Annotated in this window: 19 protein-coding genes and 1 tRNA gene; 12 read left to right on the top strand and 8 right to left on the bottom strand. The window is 66.7% G+C overall.

Annotated elements, in window-relative coordinates:
• A tRNA-Ser gene (locus ABZ956_RS05515) sits at positions 1–86 on the bottom strand.
• A 277-nt stretch (positions 87–363) separates the two neighbouring features.
• On the opposite strand from ABZ956_RS05515, the gene ABZ956_RS05510 reads away from it, so the two are divergent.
• Positions 364–3,879, top strand: a complete 3,516-nt coding sequence (locus tag ABZ956_RS05510; RefSeq protein WP_361887349.1) for a tetratricopeptide repeat protein — start codon at positions 364–366, stop codon at positions 3,877–3,879.
• On the opposite strand, the gene ABZ956_RS05505 is transcribed toward ABZ956_RS05510, so the two are convergent.
• Complete coding sequence (locus ABZ956_RS05505) at positions 3,859–4,401, bottom strand: hypothetical protein (protein ID WP_361887347.1); 543 nt, start codon at positions 4,399–4,401, stop codon at positions 3,859–3,861. The two genes, ABZ956_RS05510 and ABZ956_RS05505, sit on opposite strands and share 21 nt — an antisense overlap.
• 505 nt (positions 4,402–4,906) lie before the next feature.
• Here ABZ956_RS05505 and ABZ956_RS05500 point away from each other — a divergent pair.
• Entirely contained in the window at positions 4,907–6,121 is a 1,215-nt protein-coding gene (locus tag ABZ956_RS05500; RefSeq protein ID WP_361887345.1) for an amidohydrolase family protein, read from the top strand.
• 73 nt (positions 6,122–6,194) lie between these two features.
• Here ABZ956_RS05500 and ABZ956_RS05495 read toward each other — a convergent pair whose 3' ends face one another.
• A complete protein-coding gene (locus ABZ956_RS05495) occupies positions 6,195–6,608 on the bottom strand; it encodes a hypothetical protein (protein ID WP_361887343.1) in 414 nt (137 codons plus the stop codon).
• A 363-nt stretch (positions 6,609–6,971) separates the two neighbouring features.
• On the opposite strand from ABZ956_RS05495, the gene ABZ956_RS05490 reads away from it, so the two are divergent.
• On the top strand, positions 6,972–7,841 hold the full coding sequence (locus tag ABZ956_RS05490) for an FkbM family methyltransferase (RefSeq protein ID WP_361887341.1): 870 nt from the start codon (positions 6,972–6,974) through the stop codon (positions 7,839–7,841).
• Between the two features lie 259 nt (positions 7,842–8,100).
• Here ABZ956_RS05490 and ABZ956_RS05485 read toward each other — a convergent pair whose 3' ends face one another.
• From ABZ956_RS05485 to ABZ956_RS05475, 3 genes are all read right to left on the bottom strand, one after another.
• The gene (locus ABZ956_RS05485) at positions 8,101–9,174 is read right to left on the bottom strand and encodes a GntR family transcriptional regulator (RefSeq protein WP_361887338.1); all 1,074 of its coding nucleotides are present in this window, start codon (positions 9,172–9,174) and stop codon (positions 8,101–8,103) included.
• A gap of 15 nt (positions 9,175–9,189) precedes the next feature.
• Positions 9,190–9,405 (bottom strand): hypothetical protein, encoded by a 216-nt coding sequence (locus ABZ956_RS05480; protein ID WP_361887335.1) that lies wholly within the window; start codon positions 9,403–9,405, stop codon positions 9,190–9,192.
• A 500-nt stretch (positions 9,406–9,905) separates the two neighbouring features.
• Positions 9,906–10,184 (bottom strand): hypothetical protein, encoded by a 279-nt coding sequence (locus ABZ956_RS05475; RefSeq protein ID WP_361887332.1) that lies wholly within the window; start codon positions 10,182–10,184, stop codon positions 9,906–9,908.
• An 80-nt stretch (positions 10,185–10,264) separates the two neighbouring features.
• Here ABZ956_RS05475 and ABZ956_RS05470 point away from each other — a divergent pair, with 80 nt between their 5' ends.
• A complete protein-coding gene (locus tag ABZ956_RS05470; protein ID WP_361887329.1) occupies positions 10,265–11,023 on the top strand; it encodes a GntR family transcriptional regulator in 759 nt (252 codons plus the stop codon).
• Here ABZ956_RS05470 and ABZ956_RS05465 read toward each other — a convergent pair.
• Together ABZ956_RS05465 and ABZ956_RS05460 are read right to left on the bottom strand one after the other, a co-directional pair.
• Entirely contained in the window at positions 11,013–11,783 is a 771-nt protein-coding gene (locus ABZ956_RS05465; protein ID WP_361887326.1) for a glycosyltransferase, read from the bottom strand. The two genes, ABZ956_RS05470 and ABZ956_RS05465, sit on opposite strands and share 11 nt — an antisense overlap.
• A complete protein-coding gene (locus ABZ956_RS05460) occupies positions 11,777–12,565 on the bottom strand; it encodes a GntR family transcriptional regulator (RefSeq protein ID WP_361887323.1) in 789 nt (262 codons plus the stop codon). The genes ABZ956_RS05465 and ABZ956_RS05460 overlap by 7 nt, the downstream gene beginning before the upstream one ends.
• 368 nt (positions 12,566–12,933) lie before the next feature.
• Between ABZ956_RS05460 and ABZ956_RS05455 the strand changes: the two genes are divergently transcribed.
• From ABZ956_RS05455 to ABZ956_RS05420, 8 genes are all read left to right on the top strand, one after another.
• Positions 12,934–13,308 (top strand): hypothetical protein, encoded by a 375-nt coding sequence (locus ABZ956_RS05455; RefSeq protein ID WP_361887320.1) that lies wholly within the window; start codon positions 12,934–12,936, stop codon positions 13,306–13,308.
• Between the two features lie 274 nt (positions 13,309–13,582).
• Positions 13,583–15,562, top strand: coding sequence for a cell division protein FtsK (locus tag ABZ956_RS05450; RefSeq protein ID WP_361887318.1), 1,980 nt, complete (start codon positions 13,583–13,585; stop codon positions 15,560–15,562).
• Between the two features lie 162 nt (positions 15,563–15,724).
• Complete coding sequence (locus ABZ956_RS05445) at positions 15,725–15,955, top strand: hypothetical protein (RefSeq protein ID WP_361887315.1); 231 nt, start codon at positions 15,725–15,727, stop codon at positions 15,953–15,955.
• Positions 15,956–15,976: 21 nt separating this feature from the next.
• Entirely contained in the window at positions 15,977–16,171 is a 195-nt protein-coding gene (locus ABZ956_RS05440) for a hypothetical protein (RefSeq protein ID WP_361887312.1), read from the top strand.
• Between the two features lie 23 nt (positions 16,172–16,194).
• Positions 16,195–16,440 carry a hypothetical protein gene (locus ABZ956_RS05435; protein ID WP_361887309.1) on the top strand — a complete coding sequence of 82 codons (246 nt, stop codon included), beginning with the start codon at positions 16,195–16,197 and terminating at the stop codon, positions 16,438–16,440.
• A gap of 167 nt (positions 16,441–16,607) precedes the next feature.
• Positions 16,608–16,892, top strand: coding sequence for a hypothetical protein (locus ABZ956_RS05430; RefSeq protein ID WP_361887306.1), 285 nt, complete (start codon positions 16,608–16,610; stop codon positions 16,890–16,892).
• 163 nt (positions 16,893–17,055) lie between these two features.
• The gene (locus tag ABZ956_RS05425) at positions 17,056–17,268 is read left to right on the top strand and encodes a helix-turn-helix domain-containing protein (RefSeq protein WP_361887303.1); all 213 of its coding nucleotides are present in this window, start codon (positions 17,056–17,058) and stop codon (positions 17,266–17,268) included.
• A gap of 53 nt (positions 17,269–17,321) precedes the next feature.
• Positions 17,322–18,734: a site-specific integrase gene (locus ABZ956_RS05420; RefSeq protein WP_361887300.1), complete on the top strand. Its 1,413-nt coding sequence runs from the start codon at positions 17,322–17,324 to the stop codon at positions 18,732–18,734.
• Positions 18,735–18,773: the final 39 nt, after the last annotated feature.

Below are 18,773 nucleotides of genomic sequence, written 5' to 3'. Positions count from 1 at the left end.
GGAGGCTGAGGGATTTGAACCCTCGGTGACATCGCTGCCACGACGGTTTTCAAGACCGTTCCCTTAGGCCGCTCGGGCAAGCCTCCCCGCGTCGCACTACCTGCGGCGACGTGGGGAGGGCTCGCGGGGCACATGGTTCCGGCGGGGACGCCTGGCCGGAGGTTGGCCACCGCCACGATGGTCGGCCCTGTACGCCCGATCAGGCTCAGGCAGATACATAGGGCTATGCGCCCTCCCTCAGCGGACCTTGCGAACAGGACTGCATACGTATGGCGTCCTCCGTACCGTGGTGTGTGGCGGTATTGCTGGCTGAACCGGTTCCGGCTGATGGGCTCGGCGAGCCGGGAGTCAGGGGGGTGAGGCATGTCGGGGCATGGACGGCAGGGCAGGTCACGTGGCGAGCTGATCCGGCAGCGCGCGCAGGCGAAGTTTGTCGGCCGGCGGACGCAGTTGTCGCTGTTCGCGGAGAACTTGGCGAAGGACCCGGAGTCGGAGCGGGATCCTGCTGAGTTCCTGTTTCACGTGCGTGGAGTGGGCGGCGTAGGCAAGTCCACCTTGCTGAGGCAATGGCAGGAGGTGGCGCGGCGGGCGGGCGCGGTAACTGCAGTGGTGGATGAGAACGACGTCCACGGAGTGCAGCAGGCCCTGGTGGAGCTGGCTCGGCAGTTGGCAGAGCAGGCGGGCCCGCTCAAAGAGTTCGACCGGGCAGTCGAGCAGTACCGGCGGGAGCAGGAAGTGGCTGCCGAGCCAGTACCGACGCAAAGTGGCTCAGCGGCTGAGGGCGAGGCGTCGGTTTCGAGCCGGGTTGTATCGCAGGCCGCGCTGGGCGCGGCGTCGCTGATCCCGGGAGCTGGGGTAGTGACCGCGATGGCGAACCCGGATACCGCGGCCCAGGGACTGGATCGACTGCGGGCCGGGGTTCGGTCCCGGGGACGGCGGGGGCGCGGGGGCGACGCGGTCGGAGGAAGCCGGGCGTTTGTCTCTGAGCTGGGCCGGCTGTGTGGGCGGTACCCATGGGTGGTGCTGTTCTTCGATACCTGGGAGCAGACTGGCCGCTCCCTGGACGGGTGGCTGCGGGATCTACTCGCGGACTCGTTTGGGCCGGTGCCGGTCAACGTGATGGTGGTACTGGCAGGGCGTGACGAACTCGCGGAACGGGAGTGGGCGCATCTGCGGGCGTTGGTGGCAGACGTGCCACTGGAGGTGTTCACCGAGGCGGAGACGCGGGAGCTGCTAGCCAGCCGAGGCGTGACAGAACCAGGGGTGGTGGAAGCGGTCCTGCAGCTGTCGATGGGGCTGCCGCTGCTAGTGCAGCTTCTCTCTCTTGCCCCGCTCGGCGCCGCTGAGGACGTGGACGCGGACGGCGACGTGGTCGATGCAGCGGTCGAACGCTTCGTGCAGTGGATAACAGACCCTCGACAGCGTGAGACGGTCCTCGCGTGCGCGCTGGCCCCCCAGCTGAACGAAGACGTCTTCGCTGCCGCCGCACCACAAGAGGCGCAAGGACTATGGAGCTGGCTGTGCGGGCAACCGTTTGTCACCGGCCGCGGCGGCTTCAAGCAGTACCACGCAGTAGTGCGCGCAAGCATGGTGCGCCAGCAGCGGACCCGTTCCCCACAGCGTTGGACCGCTGCACACCACCGGCTCGCCGACACGCACGCCACCTGGCGGACAGCCGCTGAACAGGACCTCATCGAGAGTAAGCGGTGGAGCAATCCCCGATGGCGTCGCCACCGCTTGGATGAGACTTACCACCTGCTGTGTGCACACCCGGCAGGCCAGCTGGCACCCGCGCTGGAGCAGGCGGTCCATGCCGCTGGCACGGACACTGACACTCTGCGGCAGTGGACCGATTCCTTCCAACAAGCAGCCGACGACACCACCGACTCTGCCCTCCTATGTTGGGCCAACCGCCTCCAAAACGCGGTCGCCAACGATGAGCCCGTCCTGCCTTTTCTTGCCGCACTGCTGTCTCACGGCCACCTGAGCACCACTTCCCGGGCTTGGTCCTACACCTATCGCGGCGAGTACCTCTACCGCGTTGATCGCGATGAGGAAGCGATCTACGAACTGGACCGTGCCATAGCCACCGACCCCCGCAACACCCGTGCCTGGGCCTACCGAGGCGCAGCCCGCCAGCAGCTCGGCCACCATGACCAGGCCATCAGCGACCTCACCACTGCCCTGAACATCGACCCCAACGACGCCTGGACCCACGGTCAACGTGGAGAAGCCCACCGGCAGACTGGGAACTACGACCAGGCCATCACCGACCTCACCGCTGCCCTCAACCTCAACCCCACCTACGCCTGGACTCAAGCACTACGGGGAGAGGCCCACCGGCAGGCCGGAAACTACGACCAGGCCATCACCGACCTCACCGCCGCCGTCAACATCCACGCCCCCGACGACGCCTGGATCCTCGGCTCACGGGGAGAGGCCCACCGGCAGACCGGGAACTACGACCAGGCCATCACCGACCTCACCGCCGCCATCAACATCGACCCCAACGACGCCTGGGCGCTCGGCTCACGGGGACAAGCCCACCGGCAGACCGGGAACTACGACCAGGCCATCACCGACCTCACCGCCGCCATCAACATCGACCCCACCTACGCCTGGGCCCACGCTCAACGGGGCCAAGCCCACCGCCAGGCCGGGAACTACGACCAGGCCATCACCGACCTCACCGCCGCCATCAATCTGCGACCCACCTACGCCTGGGCCCACGGCCAACGGGGACGAGCCCACCTCGCTGCTGGGCACTACGAGCAGGCCATCACCGACCTCACCGCCGCCATCAACATCGACCCCACCTGCAACTGGGCTCTCCGCTCACGGGGACAAGCCCACCTCGCAGCTGGGCACTACGACCAAGCCATCACCGACCTCACCGCCCACCTGGACACCGAACCCCACGACGCCTGGGCCCACGCTCAACGGGGACAAGCCCACCGCCAGGCCGGGAACTACGACCAAGCCATCACCGACCTCACCGCCGCCATCAACATCGACCCCACCTGCGACTGGGCCTTGGCCTCACGGGGAGAAGCCCACCGCCAGGCGGGGAACTACGACCAAGCCATCACCGACCTCACCGCCGCCATCAATCTGCGACCCACCTACGCCTGGGCCCACGGCTCACGGGGACAAGCCCACCGCCAGGCCGGGAACTACGACCAAGCCATCACCGACCTCACCGCCGCCATCAACCTTGACCCCACCTGCGACTGGGCCTTGGCCTCACGGGGAGAAGCCCACCGGCAGATCGGGAACTACGACCAAGCCATCACCGACCTCACCGCCGCCACCAACCTTGACCCCACCTGGGCCTGGGCCCACGCTGAACGAGGAGAGGCCCACCGGCAGGCTGGGCGCTATCTCCAGGCCATCACCGACTTCACCGCTGCCCTGGACATCGACCCCAACACCTGGATCCTTGGTTTGCGAGGCATCGCTCGCCGACAAGCGGGCCACTACGCACAGGCACGTGAAGATCTTGAGCAGGCCGCCGCCGCCACACCCTGTGATAGCGATTTTCTGTTCGAGAAGATCATGCTGGACACCTTGGAATCAGGGCCCGCGGCATGCATGGAGCGGTGGACCGAACTACTCATCTCTCCGATGCCATCACCCGAGGAGGACGCTTGGGGGTTGTTCGGACTGTTCCGTGGGCTGCTCCTCGAACCGGAAAACGACGTCGCGGCGGCAGCGGAAGAGTTTCTCTCAGAAGACCCGGACCACGACACCGTCACCGACGTGCTCCACTACCTGGCCGAGCTATCTGCCACACACGGCGACCTAGCAGACCGCGCGCGGCGGTGCCGCCAGCTCATCGTGGAGTGGACCGAGGCCCGACTAGGCAGGGGGCAGGAGTAGATCCCGCTCGGGGTGCTGGTCGCCCGTGACGCTGCCGGTGACCCCGAGGTCGGTCCGGGCGGCATCGTGGAAGGCGTTGATCGCCCCAAACACCGCCCTGTTTCGCGCGCGCCATTCCTCGAGGCTTCCGGTGATCTTCCCCATGGCTTGCCAGTCGACGTCGAGTGTCACCGAGTTCAGCTCGTGAGCAGCCTCAACAACGTCGTCCCCCGCCAGCAGCATGACCCGCTCGAAGGCACGCCCGCGGAGACGTCCCGCCTCCGCCATGCTGGCCTTGATCTCGGATTCGCTCCGTTCGCTCTCCCGGAGCCCTTCTCGGTGCTCGTAGAGCTCGACGGCCAGGAACACGCTCTCCCTGATCCTGTCGACGTAGCCGGCGTAGGCGTCGAGCTTCCTGTCGTCCCACCGAGTCAGTAGCTGGTGCTGCTTGCGCCGGCGTTCCGCCAGAGCGTTCGTCAGGTGGGTGGTCAGCGCGCCGAGCACCACGGCGGCGACCGTGACCAGTTGTTCTGCGGCCCCCACGCACTCCCCCAGACGCGGCACTCATAAAGATGTCTAGAGGATCTTAGGTGTCGGGCCGAGGCTACACCCGCTGTCTTTCGGTCGCGCTCACGGCATGGGACGTCGCCCAGGCCACCGTCGAAGCCGACGCGCGAACCGCCGCACGGCCAGTTCGTGGGCCACCTGCGGACCCGCGTACATGCACGGGATGATCGAGGCGCTGACAGAGAACGTTGCCCACGCCCCTATCAGCGCCTGGCTGATCAGCACTCCGCCCACCAGCAGGAGCCCCGCAATCGTCATCGCTAGCTTTTGCTCTTGTCCGTGCACTCGGCACCTCCCGGAGATCGTCGAGCCATCGAGGCTAGGTCGCTGATCTCGCGGGCGCTTCCGCTTTGCTGAGACGCCTCAACCTTGGCCGCTTCAGTCCTCAAACCATCCTTGCCGGGGCATGGGCCAGCCCATAGGCTCGCGTCTGACGGACCGTCAGGTTGCCGGGATGGGCAGCCCGTGGAAAAGGAGCGTCATGGTCAGCAATGAGGTTGTCGCTAAGGACCTGCCGCTGATCATCAGCGTGGACGATCACGTAATCGAGCCCGCCCATCTGTTCGAGACGTGGCTCCCGAGCAAGTATCGAGAGCGGGGACCAAAGCCGCTCACCGCCGGCATCGGCGAGCTCCAGTACGTCGGCGGTAAGTACAGGTTCACCACGGACCCGAACGGGCAGCGCACCGACTGGTGGCAGTACGAGGGACTGTTCTTCCCGTACAAGCGGATCATCGCTGCGGTGGGCTTCTCCCGCGAGGAAATGACTCTCGACGGCATCACCCGCGAACAGATGCGGCGTGGCTGTTGGGACCCGAAGGCGCGACTGGAAGACATGGATCTCAACCACGTGGAGGCGTCACTCTGCTTCCCGACCTTCCCGCGGTTCTGCGGTCAGACCTTCGCCGAAGCCCACGACAAGGAGGTCGCCCTCGCTTGCGTGCGGGCCTACAACGACTGGATGGTCGAGGAGTGGTGTGGAGACAGCGGCGGTCGGCTGATCCCGCTGTGTCTGATTCCGCTCTGGGATGTTGGACTTGCCGCCGAGGAGATCCGGCGAAACGCGGCGCGCGGCGTACGGGCCGTGACCTTCAGCGAAATACCGACGCACCTCGGGCTACCCTCGATCCACTCCGGTTACTGGGATCCGTTCTTCGCGGTCTGCGAGGAGACCGGAACGGTGGTCAACATGCACATCGGGTCGTCGTCCCAGATGCCGGCTGCGTCACCGGATGCCCCACCCGCCGTGCAGGCCGCGTTGAGCTTCAACAACGCTATGGCGTCGATGATGGATTTCCTCTTCAGTGGCGTCCTTGTCCGCTTCCCTCGCCTCAAACTCGCCTACAGCGAAGGGCAGATGGGATGGATCCCGTACGCCCTGGAGCGCGCCGACGATGTGTGGCTTGAGCACCGCGCCTGGGGTGGCGTGCGCGAGCTGATTCCCGAGCCGCCCTCCACCTACTACTACCGGCAGGTCTACTGCTGCTTCTTCCGCGACAAACATGGCATCGCCTCGCTCGACGTGGTGGGCCGCGACAACGCCACCTTCGAGACCGACTACCCCCACGTCGACTCCACTTGGCCCCACACCAGACAGGTCGCCCTCGACCATGTGAAGGGCCTGGATACCGAAACCATCCACAAACTGCTGCGCGGCAACGCCATCCGCATGCTCGGACTCGATTTAGCGCCGTGAGCTGCTGTTGACTACTGCCGCCAGACGGCAATGCAGCCTGCCAGCCGGACCTGGCGGGGCTGCATTTCGTGACCTAGCGATCAAACCTTACATAAAGATCGCGGTCACGCCATGAATCGGAGAATGCATCCAGCATTGCTTCGTAGAGTCGGAGGTCGCTGACGTTCGCCCTGGGGTCAGAAATCCTGCTCCTGATCCCCTCCTCCACGGCCTGCCAGCGCAACTCATGCATGACAAAGGAGACCAGCTCGACAACGCCTTCCCTAATCGAATCAATCAGGGAAATGAGCTCCGTCTCAAATTGAGGCCTCAGGTCTGCGTTTCGCTGCAGTACCGCAAGTGCGCGCTCCAGGTCTCGCTCAAGAGCTTCAACTCCGCACGATTCCTCCGCGGCATCCAAGATGCCTTGAGCGATCCCCTGAAAGTCCGTAATGGAATCACGGGCAAATCTCCTTTCCTCGTGGGGCGAAGTATTTTCCATCAGCATTGAGTCCATTCTTATTAAATGCGTCAACGGCTGCGTGCTGTGCGTTGGCCGCACAGGGGAAATTATGTCCAGACGAGCAAGGGCAACACATTCGCGGGCCCGCGGCGCGTGTGGGACAACGGGCTGGGCTAAGCGATGCGAGCGCGGCGGCCGACGCTACCTGGCGTCGTCCGCCGTACGTGGGGACTGGCTGTAATCGGCCGGTCCCCACCGTCGCTTCGTTCGGGCGGCCGGAGAGCTCAGCCCTGAGGGGGGCAGGTACGCGTGTTGCTGGAGCCCCAGCGGACTCGTACGGTCGCGAGCATGCCCTACTTAGAGCGACACCGACCTTCGGACTTGCTCGTCAAACTTGCGCGCCGATATATGAGTGATCTGCCTTATCTGGCGTCCAAGGGGCTGGCCCAGTACCTGAATCAACGCTTACGCGATCACCCGCGACGTCGAATGATCGACGCTCAGTTTGGCGCCAGGTTCGAGGTGCTCACCAGCGACCTCATCCAGCGCTACATCTACATGTTCGGCGTGTGGGAGCCGCACATGACGTACTGGCTCCGGCGCCAACTCCGGCCCGGCGACACGTTCATCGATGTTGGCGCCAACATCGGGTACTTCAGCGTGCTGGCGTCGCGCCTCGTGGGAGACGAGGGCCAGGTCGTCGCGATCGAGGCTTCTCCGGACACTCACCAGAACCTGCTGCGGCAAGTTCAGCTCAACGCGTGCCGCAACATCCGCGCCGTGAATGCCGCCGTCTCCGACAAGCGGGAGACGTTGGCATTCGCCCTGGCCAGCTCCCACAACCTCGGGGCGAACAGCATCGTGCCGTACGCGGGCCGGGCTGAGGCCACCTTCCGGATCGAGGCTCGGCCGCTGGTGGAGATGCTCTCCCCGGCAGAGATCACCAACGCGCGGGTGATCAAGATCGACGTGGAGGGTGCCGAGGGAAGCGTCGTCCGCGGCATGGTGCCCTTACTCGACCAGCTCCGGCCCGACGCAGAGATCACCATCGAGGTCACGCCCGACCGTATGGCGCAGCTGGGTGACTCCGCCGAAGAGCTGCTGGCCACGATGCGGGACCACGGCTTCCACACCTACCGGCTCGCCAATGACTACGCGGCGGAGAGCTACCCGCGGGCCTTACGCGACGGCCCCTCCGCCCCCGTCCGCTGGCGGGGGCCGGTCACCAGTGAAAGCGATCTGATCTTTTCTCGCATCGACGCCGAGACCCTTCCCTGAACGCGAAACGGTCCGGCTCTGCAGAGCAGAGCCGGACCGAAGGGCGTCGCGGGCCGTTGTCGCCCGCGGTGGAATCACCAGCGGATGCGTTCCCGAGTGCCGCCAGCGCATGCCGGGCACGGAACCCGGAGGGTTTGTCGACATGTGTGGCAGCCGGTGAAGCCGCAGCAATCCGGGCACCAGATCGTGCGGTGCCCAGTGCAGCACCCGCAGTACTCCACGGCTGCCGTACTCGTCGTCCGATCCGTGGCCGGGACGGTCATGGGGCCACCTCCGTCGGCGATTCAGCGTCTCCCGCCTTGTCACCTGCGTCGCTCAGTCCGGGGTCGTCCGGCGCCGGCAAACGTGCTCCCCGGCTCTGCGCGACCCTCAGCACGTCCCCCAGGGACTCGGTGACCCGTGCGAGCGCGAACCGCAGCTTGTGGGTGGCCGCTTGGGAATCGGCCAGCACTGTCTTCGCGCCGGCCAGGACCTCGGCCGCGGTGTCCGTCTGCTCCGCTTCGACGTCATCAGCGATTCGAGACAGAACACCGCCCTCGGCAGCCGTGCTCAGGAAGCACGGCTTGCCGTCGGCCGTGTCCCATGGCAGTCGACGGGGGGTGGGGTCAGTGCCATCGGGCGTCTCACATCGCGCGTGAGTGCTGAACACGGCTTCGGTGCGGTCGCCGGGAAGCAGAAGGTACGCGGCTTCCACCACGCAGCCGTCGGCGTCCGTGGACGTGCGCTCCACCACCATCACTGGTGCCTTCACGGGGATGCGGAGAGTCTTCGCCTCCTCGGTACTGGGCACACGGGCGGTGATGCGTTCGGTGGTGGACAGCGCATGTACCCCTGCATCGGCGAGTAGGTCCCAGACGCTGTCGCCCCACGGCGACAGGTTGCCTTGGGGAACCCTGGGCTTCGCGACGTCGCAGGGGACGTATACGCGGGCCAGGCTCTGCGGCCAGTTTCCCCGGCGGCTGAGGTACAGGTACTCCGTGAGCAGGGTGCCAGGCCGCACGCAGAGCAGTGCCGACACGGCGCCGGATGCCTGCACCTTCTGGATCTCGCAACTGACCTGCAGGGCACCGTCGGCCGCCGCGCGAAAGCCGGAGAAGTGCTCACCACCGCGGTAGGTGATCCGCTCGCAGGGCCGACGGACGTAGTTCCCTCGGCCGTGGAACTTCTCGACCAGACCTTCCGCCTGAAGAACCTCCAGAGCGCTCCTCAGCGTAGGTGCGCTCACCCTGTACCGGGACGCGAGCTTCGTCTCCGAGGGCAACCGTGCGCCGACTGCCAATGCACCGGACTGCACCTGGAGCCGGAGGTCGTCTGCGATGGCTTGGTAGTGCATACCCATAGCTGCTGATCACCGGTCCCTGAGGAGTCGTTGCACGGTCAGTCGCGTTCGTGGGTGCAAGGTCAGCGATTCGCCTGAGCTGAAGCACAGGCGCTTCGCCTGGCCGGGCAGGACCGTCAGGTCCGTGATCTCGAACCAGTAGCCGCCTATCGCGACGACGTCTCCCCGCCTCACCGTCTCGGTGGTGACCTCGAAGGTGATGACTGAGTTCTGTGGACGCGCCATCAGCGCCCCTCCCCGCGGTCGCACTCATGCCCCTTGCTTCGGTGGCACGGGCAGCCGCAGGCTTCGTAGGTCACCAGGGAGGCTCGGAGAGCGCCCCTGGCATTGGCCTCGCCGCAATCGCCGTGGGCACCCATTCGGCAGGCGGAGGAGTAGTACTGCCCGGACTCTCCGGTGCGCATGGGCATCAGTGCACCCCCACCAAGTTGGGGAGCTGGCCGAGCGGGAAGGAATGGTGGTCCGACTTCCTCCATAGCCGTTCTCGCTCGTCGCTGGCCATTACGTACGGGCGGACAAGAGCGATCTCTTCGGCCCGGGCCAGCTCCGCGCACTGAGGAGACAGCGGAGGCTGAGGCATGGGAGGTGCCGGCGGAGTCGCCGGCTTGGTGGTCGTCGAGCACTGCACTGGTGTGACCAGGCGGTGCCGTCCCGGTGGGCGAACTAATTGCCGTCTGGTCCAAGCGGCGGCACGGCGGATAAGGTCGAACACGCTGATCAGCTCCTTACAGCTGACGGCCGTGCCCCCGGACAGTGGCGTCTGTCGCGGGGGTTTCCTCGTTGATGTCGGCCCACGCGGTGCAGCCGCTCTCGTTGACGACGAGGCCGAAGCGGTCAGCTGTGTCCAGCACCGCTAAGAGCTCGCGCCACGACTCAGCCGCGACCGATTCCTGGGCTTCCACCTCGATGCAGATGTGGTCGTTCCGATGCGTCACGCGCGTTGTGAAGCCGGCAGCCGAGAGGCGAGCTGCCATGCGCTCGGCGCGGGCGTTGCGTGCGGGCACAAGACGTTCCTCCGTCGCCACCGGATCACTGCGCGTAAGGCTAGTTAACTAGATTAGAGCTAGTGGACTAGATTTTCCATATGCCTGAGCAGCCGCCTTACCTCCGCGTCGCTGACCTGCTGAGACGGCGCATAGCGGACCGGGAATGGACTCCGGGGGACCGGCTGCCGTCGCGTGCGCAGCTTGCGCAGGAGTGTGGCGGCGTGGGCGAGAACGTCATCCGCCGCGCCCAGGAACTGCTGATCTCCCAGGGCCTCTTGGAGGGGCGGGCCGGATCCGGTACGTACGTGGCCGAGCCCCGGGAACGACTGCGCGTCGTCCGCTCTCAGTGCCGCGAAGAGCGCGGGGAGCCGCCCTTCCGTGCCGACATGTCCGTACTGGGCAAGCACGGCACATGGGAGAGCAGCACCGAGGCGAAGGTGCCCGCGCCCGCCCCTGTAGCCGCGCGCCTGGGGATCCCGGAGGGGGACCTCTGCGTCCGGACGGCGTACGAGTTTCTGGCTGACGGCAAGCCCGTGCAGATCTCGACGAGTTGGGAGCCCTACAGCCTTACGCGCGGCACGTTGGTGGTGCTACCCGAGGGCGGCCCTCACGCCGGCAAGGGAGTCGTCGGCCGCATGGCCGCGATCGGCATCACCGTGACGCACGCGGTGGAGCAGCCCGAGCCCGGACATGCCACCGCCGAGGAGGCAACCCTCCTCGGCGTGCAGCGGGGCGCACTCGTCACCCGCATTCAGCGGACCTATTACAGCGATGACGGACGGCCGGTCGAGACGGCGGACATCGTCGTACCCGCCGGCCTGTGCGAGATCGTCTATGAGGTGCCGGTCAGTCCGTAGCGGGGTACTGCCAGCGGCAGGAGGCCAGCGCCCGCGCCCTCGCCTCCACCACGGCCATGCGCGCATCGCGCTCTGCGGCGTCCGTGTGGGCGGACTGCCCGGTCGCCTGGCCAGGCCACTTGCGGTACAGAAGACCCACCTCGCGCGTGAACCAACCGCGGCTGACGGCATCCAGCGCGAGCAGAAGACCGGTGTCCTCCGACGCGGGAAGCGCCATCCAACCGCCGAGGGCGAGCAGCAGATCACGGCGGACGAACAGGGTCGCCGGGTGGACCTGCGCACGGTAGTTGTGCGCCTTCCAGTGGTCGAGCACGGCCCCGCGCTCGATCGGACCGCCCTCGGGGTCCTGGTCGAAGCCGACGGTGCTGCCGTCGGGCATCAGGTCCAGGACGCGGGACGTGGTCCAGCCGACGCTGCGGTCACCCTCGAGCACGGCCAGGTCGCGCGCCAGCGCACCAGGCGGAAGCTGGTCGTCAGCGTCCAGGATCTTGGCGTATTCACCGTCGGCGTGCGCGAGAGCCATGGTCCGGGCAACTCCAGGACCGCCGGGCCGCCCCTGCCGGAAGGTCACCCGCACATCGTCGGGAACGTGAGGAGCGACGCCATCGCTCTTCCCGTCCTCCTGGATGATCCAGTGCCACTCCCAGTCGTCCGGGAGCTCCTGCTCGCAGAGCGACTTGTACGCGTCGCGCAGATGATGCGCGGACGGTGCGTGCACGGCAGTGACGATGATGATGCGCCGGCGCACGGCACTCACCACCTTTCCAGGGAAGTGGTGAAGAGCATTTCCGTACGGTCGCCGGGCAGCGTGATGTCGGAGAGCTCCACAACGCGGTCATTGGTGTCGTACGAGGTCTTCCGGAGGAGGATCACCGCTGTCCCGGCCGGGAGGTCCAGCTCTTCCGCCTCTTCCGGCGTGGGCGGGCGGGCGACGACCCGTTCCTCGATGCGGTCCAGTTCGATCCCCAGGGTGAACAACTGGTTCTGGGTGCCCCCCGGCCACGGCTCGTTGCTCGCGTCCAGGAGGGCCGGGTTCTCCGCGACCATGTCGCGTACGAGGTAGGAGGTCACCAGGGCGAAGGGAGCCCGTTCGGCGGCGTACCGGGTGCGGTAGGTGCGTTCGACGAAGACGGAATCCTCCGGCACCCCGAAGGCATCCGTGATGTCCTTGCCCGCCTTGACCTCCCGGTAGGAGGCGTGGAAGACGAGGTCGTTCACCTGCAGGCCGGTGTCGTGCTCGGTGGCTCCGGTCTCCGCACGCCGCTGCTCCGGCTCCCGGGCGCGGTCCTTCTCCCACTGGTGACGGGCGTTCGTACGCGACACGGTCGTGCGAGGTTGGCGGACGAAGTTGCCGCGACCGTGCTGCTTCTCGATCAACCCCTCATCGCGCAGAACGCGGAGAGCCTCGCGCATGGTCGGGACGCTCCGGCCGTACTGCTCCGCGAGTGTTGTCTCCGAAGGCAAGCGCTCGCCGGGCTTCAACTGACCTGTGCGGATGGATTGGCGGAGATCATCCGCGATCCGTTCGTACGCCTTCGCCATGGTGCTCACCGTCCTGTTGCGCGACGGCCCTCAGCATATGACTCCTAAAGAGGTCTTGACGACTCGACGAGAGGCACGTCATAGTCTTGGCAACTCCTAAAGAGGACTTGAGGAGAAGACCTCTTTAGGAGTCATGGCGCCCGGAAGGACCCGCGAAGGCGGGGACGAAGGAAGCGCTCGCGCCTTGAGAACTGCACAGAGTGCCTGGACAAAACGAGTGTTTTTGATCTTCGGCGGCGTCATGCGACGCGGCGGCGCCGGAGGTGATGACCACTCGTCTCCAGACGAACGGTCTCCCGGAACTGCACCGCAGCGGGTCCACACCCGTTGTCGGTTTTCCTGCCTCTGCCTACTCCAAAGGAGGACCAATGAAGCTTGCCATCGGTGATGTGGTGCGAGGGCGCGATGCCTTAGCCCTCGGCACCGTCGCCGGGGTCACCAGCACGGACACCGGTCGCCTTGTCATGGTGCAGCTCCCCGACGGGGGTTTTCACTTCAGCGATCCTGGGTCGCTGATCGTCGTGGCACGCAGGACTGCCCCCACGACGACAGGCCGCAACGTCGTGGCGCTGCTGGCCTTCGGTATCGCTTTGTTCGCCGCTTTCGTCGGCTGCCGGTCAGCGCGGGAACTCGGTGCCGACTGGCTGCTTGCCTTCCTGTCCGGCCTCGGCGGCCACACCGCGGTGATGGCCGCGTACCAGTGGTGGCTCCGCCTCACCGGCCCCCGGCGCTTCCGCGTTTGAACGCTCGTCCTGAACAGCGGCGGCGGCCGACGGGCCGAGGAAGGAAGTGCCGGTGAGGGATGAAGGCGGCGATGCGCTCGGCCCCGTACCCGAGCACATCGCAAGCCCTGAGAACGAAGAAGATCACCGCGACGGCCCGGCGACTGACCCCTACGAGCGTCGACCGGGCCACATCGGCTCGGACGCATCGGCTGACCGTGATCCGAGAGAAGACACCGCTCCGGGCGAGGTGTTCCTCGTCGACCAGCCCGGAGGCCCGCCAGGCCCCGGCCTGATGGACCGCACGCGCGGAGCGAAACGGCGACCAGTCATCCCTGCTTGGGCGCGGTCACGGCAGGAGTTCATGGCAGCCGGCACGGGCCTCGCTGCCCATGCTTGGCATGTCACCGCCTTCCACGCCGTGCGAACCCCCTGGTACTCCGTCCGCCTGGCCGTGCACGCTCCACGCGGCGCGGCTCGGTTCGTCGGCGGCGCGCTGCGGTGGGCCACCGACGCCGAAGGCGAGCCGTTCCGGCAGTCGGCCGCCGCCCACGAGGACATCAGCGACTACCTCAAGCTCTCCCGCCAGAGAGACCGCCGTGTGCGGTGGCGCTCGGTCGTCGCCGTCGTAGCCTCGCTAGCAGGGTTCGCCACAGCGCTGGCCCTGTACGTGCTGGCGCCGACATGGCTGCTCGCGTTGTGCGGCTTCGCCCTCACCATGGCGATGGGCCGGATGGGGCAGCCGGCCGACGCCCCGATCATCCGCCGGGCCGTCGAGATCCCGAAGGCGACCAAGCTCACGAGCGATGTCGTGCTACGCGCCCTCGGTGCGCTGGGGATCCAGGCGATCAATCAGGCCCAGGCCAAGGGCAATCCCGGCTTCGACTTCGCTGCTCCCATCACCCGCGACGGCCCCGGCTGGCTCGCGGAGGGGGACCTCCCGTACGGCGTCACGGTGACGGACGTCGTCGATCGCCGGGAGAAGTTGGCCTCCGGTCTCCGCCGGCCATTGGGCACCGTGTGGCCCGAGGCGGTGCCGGACGAGCACACCGGACGGCTCAGGCTGTGGGTCGGGGACCAGGACATGTCCCAGGCCAAGCAGCCGGAATGGTCGCTCGCCGAGTCCGGGTTCGTCGACCTCTTCAAGCCCGTCGCATGGGGGACTGATCAGCGCGGCAGGTGGGTCGAAGTCACCCTCATGTACATCGCCGGCGTGATCGGCGCCATCCCCAGGATGGGGAAGACCTACCTCCTTCGGCTCCTGCTCCTCATCGCCGCGCTCGATCCGCGTGCCGAGGTGCACAGCTACGACCTGAAGGGGACCGGCGACCTCGATCCCGTCGGAAACGCCATCGGCTACCGGCACCGGGCGGGCGACGACGAAGAGGACTTCGTCTACGCCGTCAACGCCATGCGTGAGCTGCAGACGGAGCTGCGACGGCGCACCAAGGTGATCCGGGAACTGCCCCGGGACATCTGTCCGGAGTCGAAGGTCACCACGGATCTTGCTTCGAAGCGCTCCCTGAAGCTGCACCCGATCGTGGTGGGAGTGGACGAGTGCCAGAAGTGGTTCGAACACCCGAAGTACGGCAAGGAGCTTGAGGAGATCTGCACCGACCTCGTCAAGCGAGGCCCGGCCACGGGCATCGTGCTGTTGCTGTCCACCCAACGGCCGGACGACTCCAGCCTCCCGAAAGGCATCTCGGCGAACGCCTCGGCCCGCTGGTGCCTGAAGGTCATGAGCCACATCGAGAACGACCTCGTCCTCGGCACCGGCGCCTACAAGCGCGGGGTGCGCGCGACGATGCTCGCCTGGAGTGACAAGGGAATCTGCTACTTCCTCGGCGAAGGCGCGGACGCCCAAATCGTCCGTGCGGTCGAGATCGACGCTGTGGCTGCCGAAGGCATCAGCTCGCGGGCGCGCAAGATGCGCGAGCGCCTCGGAACCCTCGCTGGACACGCGCTCGGCGAGCAGCCGGAAACCGAAGCCCCTCCCTCCTACGACCTGCTCGCGGACGTGCTCATCGCAGTCCCCGCCGGCACGTCGAAGCTGTGGAACGAGTCCATCGTCGCCCGCCTCGCGGAGCTCCGGCCGGAGGTGTACGGCGAGTGGTCGGCGGAGCAGCTGACGTCGGCGCTGAAGCCGTACGGCGTCCGCACCGTCCAGGTGTGGGGCACCACCGAGGACGGCAGAGGCGCGAACCGGCGCGGCATCAGGCGGTCCGACCTCCTCGCGGCGCTTGCGGAACGTGACGGAACAGCCGCCGCCGCATAGCCGACTCCGCCGCTAGACCTAGCGGGCGCCCCCGCTAGGTCTAGCACCCCTGCTAGCAGCAGAGAACCTCTCTGACCTGCGCGCTAGCGCCTAGCGGCACCTTCCCGCGCATCCCTGAATCCTGCCCTGAGAGGGGTTTCGATGACCTCGCTGCTTCACGCTATGCCTGGCCTCATATTCGTCGCTCTCGGTTACGCCTGCCTGTGCGCCATCAGCCCCTTCGGGACGTGCCGTAAGTGCGGAGGTTGGGGCGCCAAGATCCTCAAGGCCCGCAACGGACGGCTCAGGCGCGGCCGGGACTGCCGTCGCTGCGACGGCTACGGCCGATGCATCCGCGTGGGCCGCCGCCTCTACAACGCGGCCGTTCGCCTCCACCGCGACGGCACCCGCTGATCCTCCCAAGGAGCCGCATCCATGTCCCTCACGATCTCCGCGCTCGCACTGTTCGGCCTGCTCCTGGCCATGCTTCTCCGCTCGAAGACCCTCGGCGCCGGCTCCGCGATCGTCGCTGTGCTCTTCGGCTACTACCTCAGCCGGACCGGCGCCGCCGCCCCCATCGACCAAGTCATGGCCGCCATCAGCAACGCCATCCCCAGCCTCGCCAGTTGATCAGTGACCGAGAGGACCCCTCGATGCCGAAGCAGAACACTTCCGCGCCGCAGCCCATATCGCTGATGGCCGCCGGCGAACTCCGCGATGCGCTGACCGCCATCGAAGAAGGCAAAGGACCGACAGCCGTCGCCGCTCTTATGGCGATCGACCCCGCCTCCTGGCAGGCGATCGAGCAGCGCCTCGCCGCCGTCGTGGGGACGGACCTCCGCACGCTCCTGCTCAAGGTCGCAGGTGAGGACGACGTCGCGGTGCCGGCCATTGGCTGACAGCTCCCCGTCGAGCCCCGCTGGAGCGCCGGACAAGCCGGCCGCATTTTCTGATCACCGCCGCCAGGAGAACTGACCGAGGAGAAGCAGTGCCGAACGAGCACCGCACCACCAACGTTGCGACCGTGTACGCGGGCGCCCCCAGCATCATCTTGGAAATCTGCTGGGTGGCACAGCAGGGCCACTCCATCGACGTAGACCAGCACCGTGAGTTCTGGCTCCGCAAGGCCGCGACGCTCGACCGCATCGCCCTCAAGGGAGCGGCTGCGTACGTCCCCGCAGTCGCAGGCGAGGCGGTCGAGGCCGCCATCAGCGCCGCACGTCAGCTGGTCGAGTACGACATCGCGCACAACGGACTGAGTCGCAAGGGGCACGAGCTGGTCACCGGCGAGGACTACCGCGAATACGTCCGCCAGGAGTACCACGCGTGGAGCCGCGACCAGCGCGGGTGATTTCGCCCGGGGCAGTAGTCGGCGGGACGAAGTACGCCCGCACGCCCAGCCCACACGGAGACAGCGGTCGCTTCTCCCCCACCGACCTCACAGCCATGCAGCTCAGGAGGCTTATCGCCGTTGCCTGCCAATCTGGCCGGCGCCCCTTCCGGAAGGAGCCGCAGTGACATCCCCTGCCCGTAAGGCCTCGAACGCCCAAGGCCACCTCAAGCTCTCCGCCGTACTCGAAGAGCTGGACATGTCGCGCTCGGCCTTCTACCGGCTGCGCGCCCGCGGCAAAGCACCTAAGTGCATCAAACTCCCGAACGGCCAGCTCCGATTCCGTCGACGCGACGTCGACGCCTGGTTCGCCGCCCACGAAGAGCCGGCCCCCTGACCTTGGACCACGGGTGCGCCCATCGGGGCGCACCCCCGCTAGGAGGCATTCACGTGTTGACCTACGACGTGCGCATCTGGGGCGTTCGACAGCGCGGCAGCAAAAGCGCCCCGTTTCAGCTTCGTTGGCTGGTCGGAGGGCGAACGCATCAGCAGCCTTTCAAGACCAAGAACCTCGCGGACGGGCGCCGCTCCGAACTGATGTCAGCGGCGCGCAACGGCGAGCAGTTCGACACCGAGACGGGACTTCCCGCGTCAGAACTTAGGGACCTCAACTCACCTACCTGGTACGAACACGCCTGCGCCTACGCGCTGATGAAATGGCCCAAGGCTTCAGCCAAGCACCGAGCCGGCATCGCCGAGGCACTCGCCAACGCCACGATGGCGCTGGTGACCACAGAAAAGGGGGCGCCGGACCCCAAGGTCCTACGCCTTGCGTTGCGCTCCTGGGCATTTCAGATGCTGAAGCACCCGCAGACAGGAATGCTGTTAGCACGCAAGGACTCGGCTACGCCGCCGGAGGCCGTGGCAGACGCACTGGGGTGGATGGCGAAGCACTCGTACAAAGTGAAGGACTTAGCGAACTCCGACACCATGCGTCTCGCACTGGACGCAATCTCCAGGAAGCTGGACGGAACGAACGCGGCCGAGAACACCATCCGCCGCAAGCAAACAGTTCTGAGCAACGCCCTCCGTTACGCGGTCGAGCGGGACCTCCTGGCCGTGAACCCGATGTCGCGCATCGACTGGGAGCCTCCCCCGACCGACGACGAAGTCGACTTCCGCTACGTCCCGGAGCCGAAGCTGGCACGGGCTCTCTTGGACGCTGTCGAAGAACAGGGGCCAAGCGGCGAGCGCCTCAAGGCCTTCTTCGGGTGCATGTACTACGCCGCCCTACGCCCATCCGAGGTGGCCGCACTCGGGGAGTCCGCACTCCTCCTGCCCGAGGAGAGCGAGGAAGGCAAGTGGGGCGAATTCATCCTCGCCGAGAGTCGTCCTGAGGTCGGTTCCGGATGGACGGACGATGGAAAGTCGTACGAGAAGCGTGGCCTGAAACGCCGAGCTCGTAAGGCGACGCGCTCCGTGCCGATCCCTCCAACGCTCGTGAGAATGCTCCGCGCCCACATGAAGACGCATGGCATCGCATCAGACGGCCGACTCTTCTATGCCGTCGAGGGCGGACGCGTCCGCTCGACCGAGTACACCGCAATTTGGCAAGCCGCACGGGAGAAGGCCCTTCCACAGGCGGGCGTGGACACGCCGCTTGCAGAGGTCCCTTACTCATTGCGGCAAGCCTGCATCTCCCTGTGGATCAAAGCCGGCGTCGATCCCGTGGAGGTCGCGCGCAGGGCCGGTCACAGCCCTGCTGTGCTGTGGCGCTTCTACGCGAAGGTGCTGCGGGGCCAGCAGAGGCAGGCGAACCATCTCATCGACCAGGCACTCGCCGAGGACGACGAAGAGGCCTGAAGGCCCCCATCGCGGCCCTTCTGACTGGCCGCAGGTTGG

Origin of the sequence: Streptomyces sp. NPDC046261 (assembly GCF_040646235.1) — a bacterium.
Taxonomy (GTDB): domain Bacteria; phylum Actinomycetota; class Actinomycetes; order Streptomycetales; family Streptomycetaceae; genus Streptomyces.
Note: the sequence above shows the minus strand (reverse complement) of the source record. Positions and strands in the feature narration are given on the sequence as shown.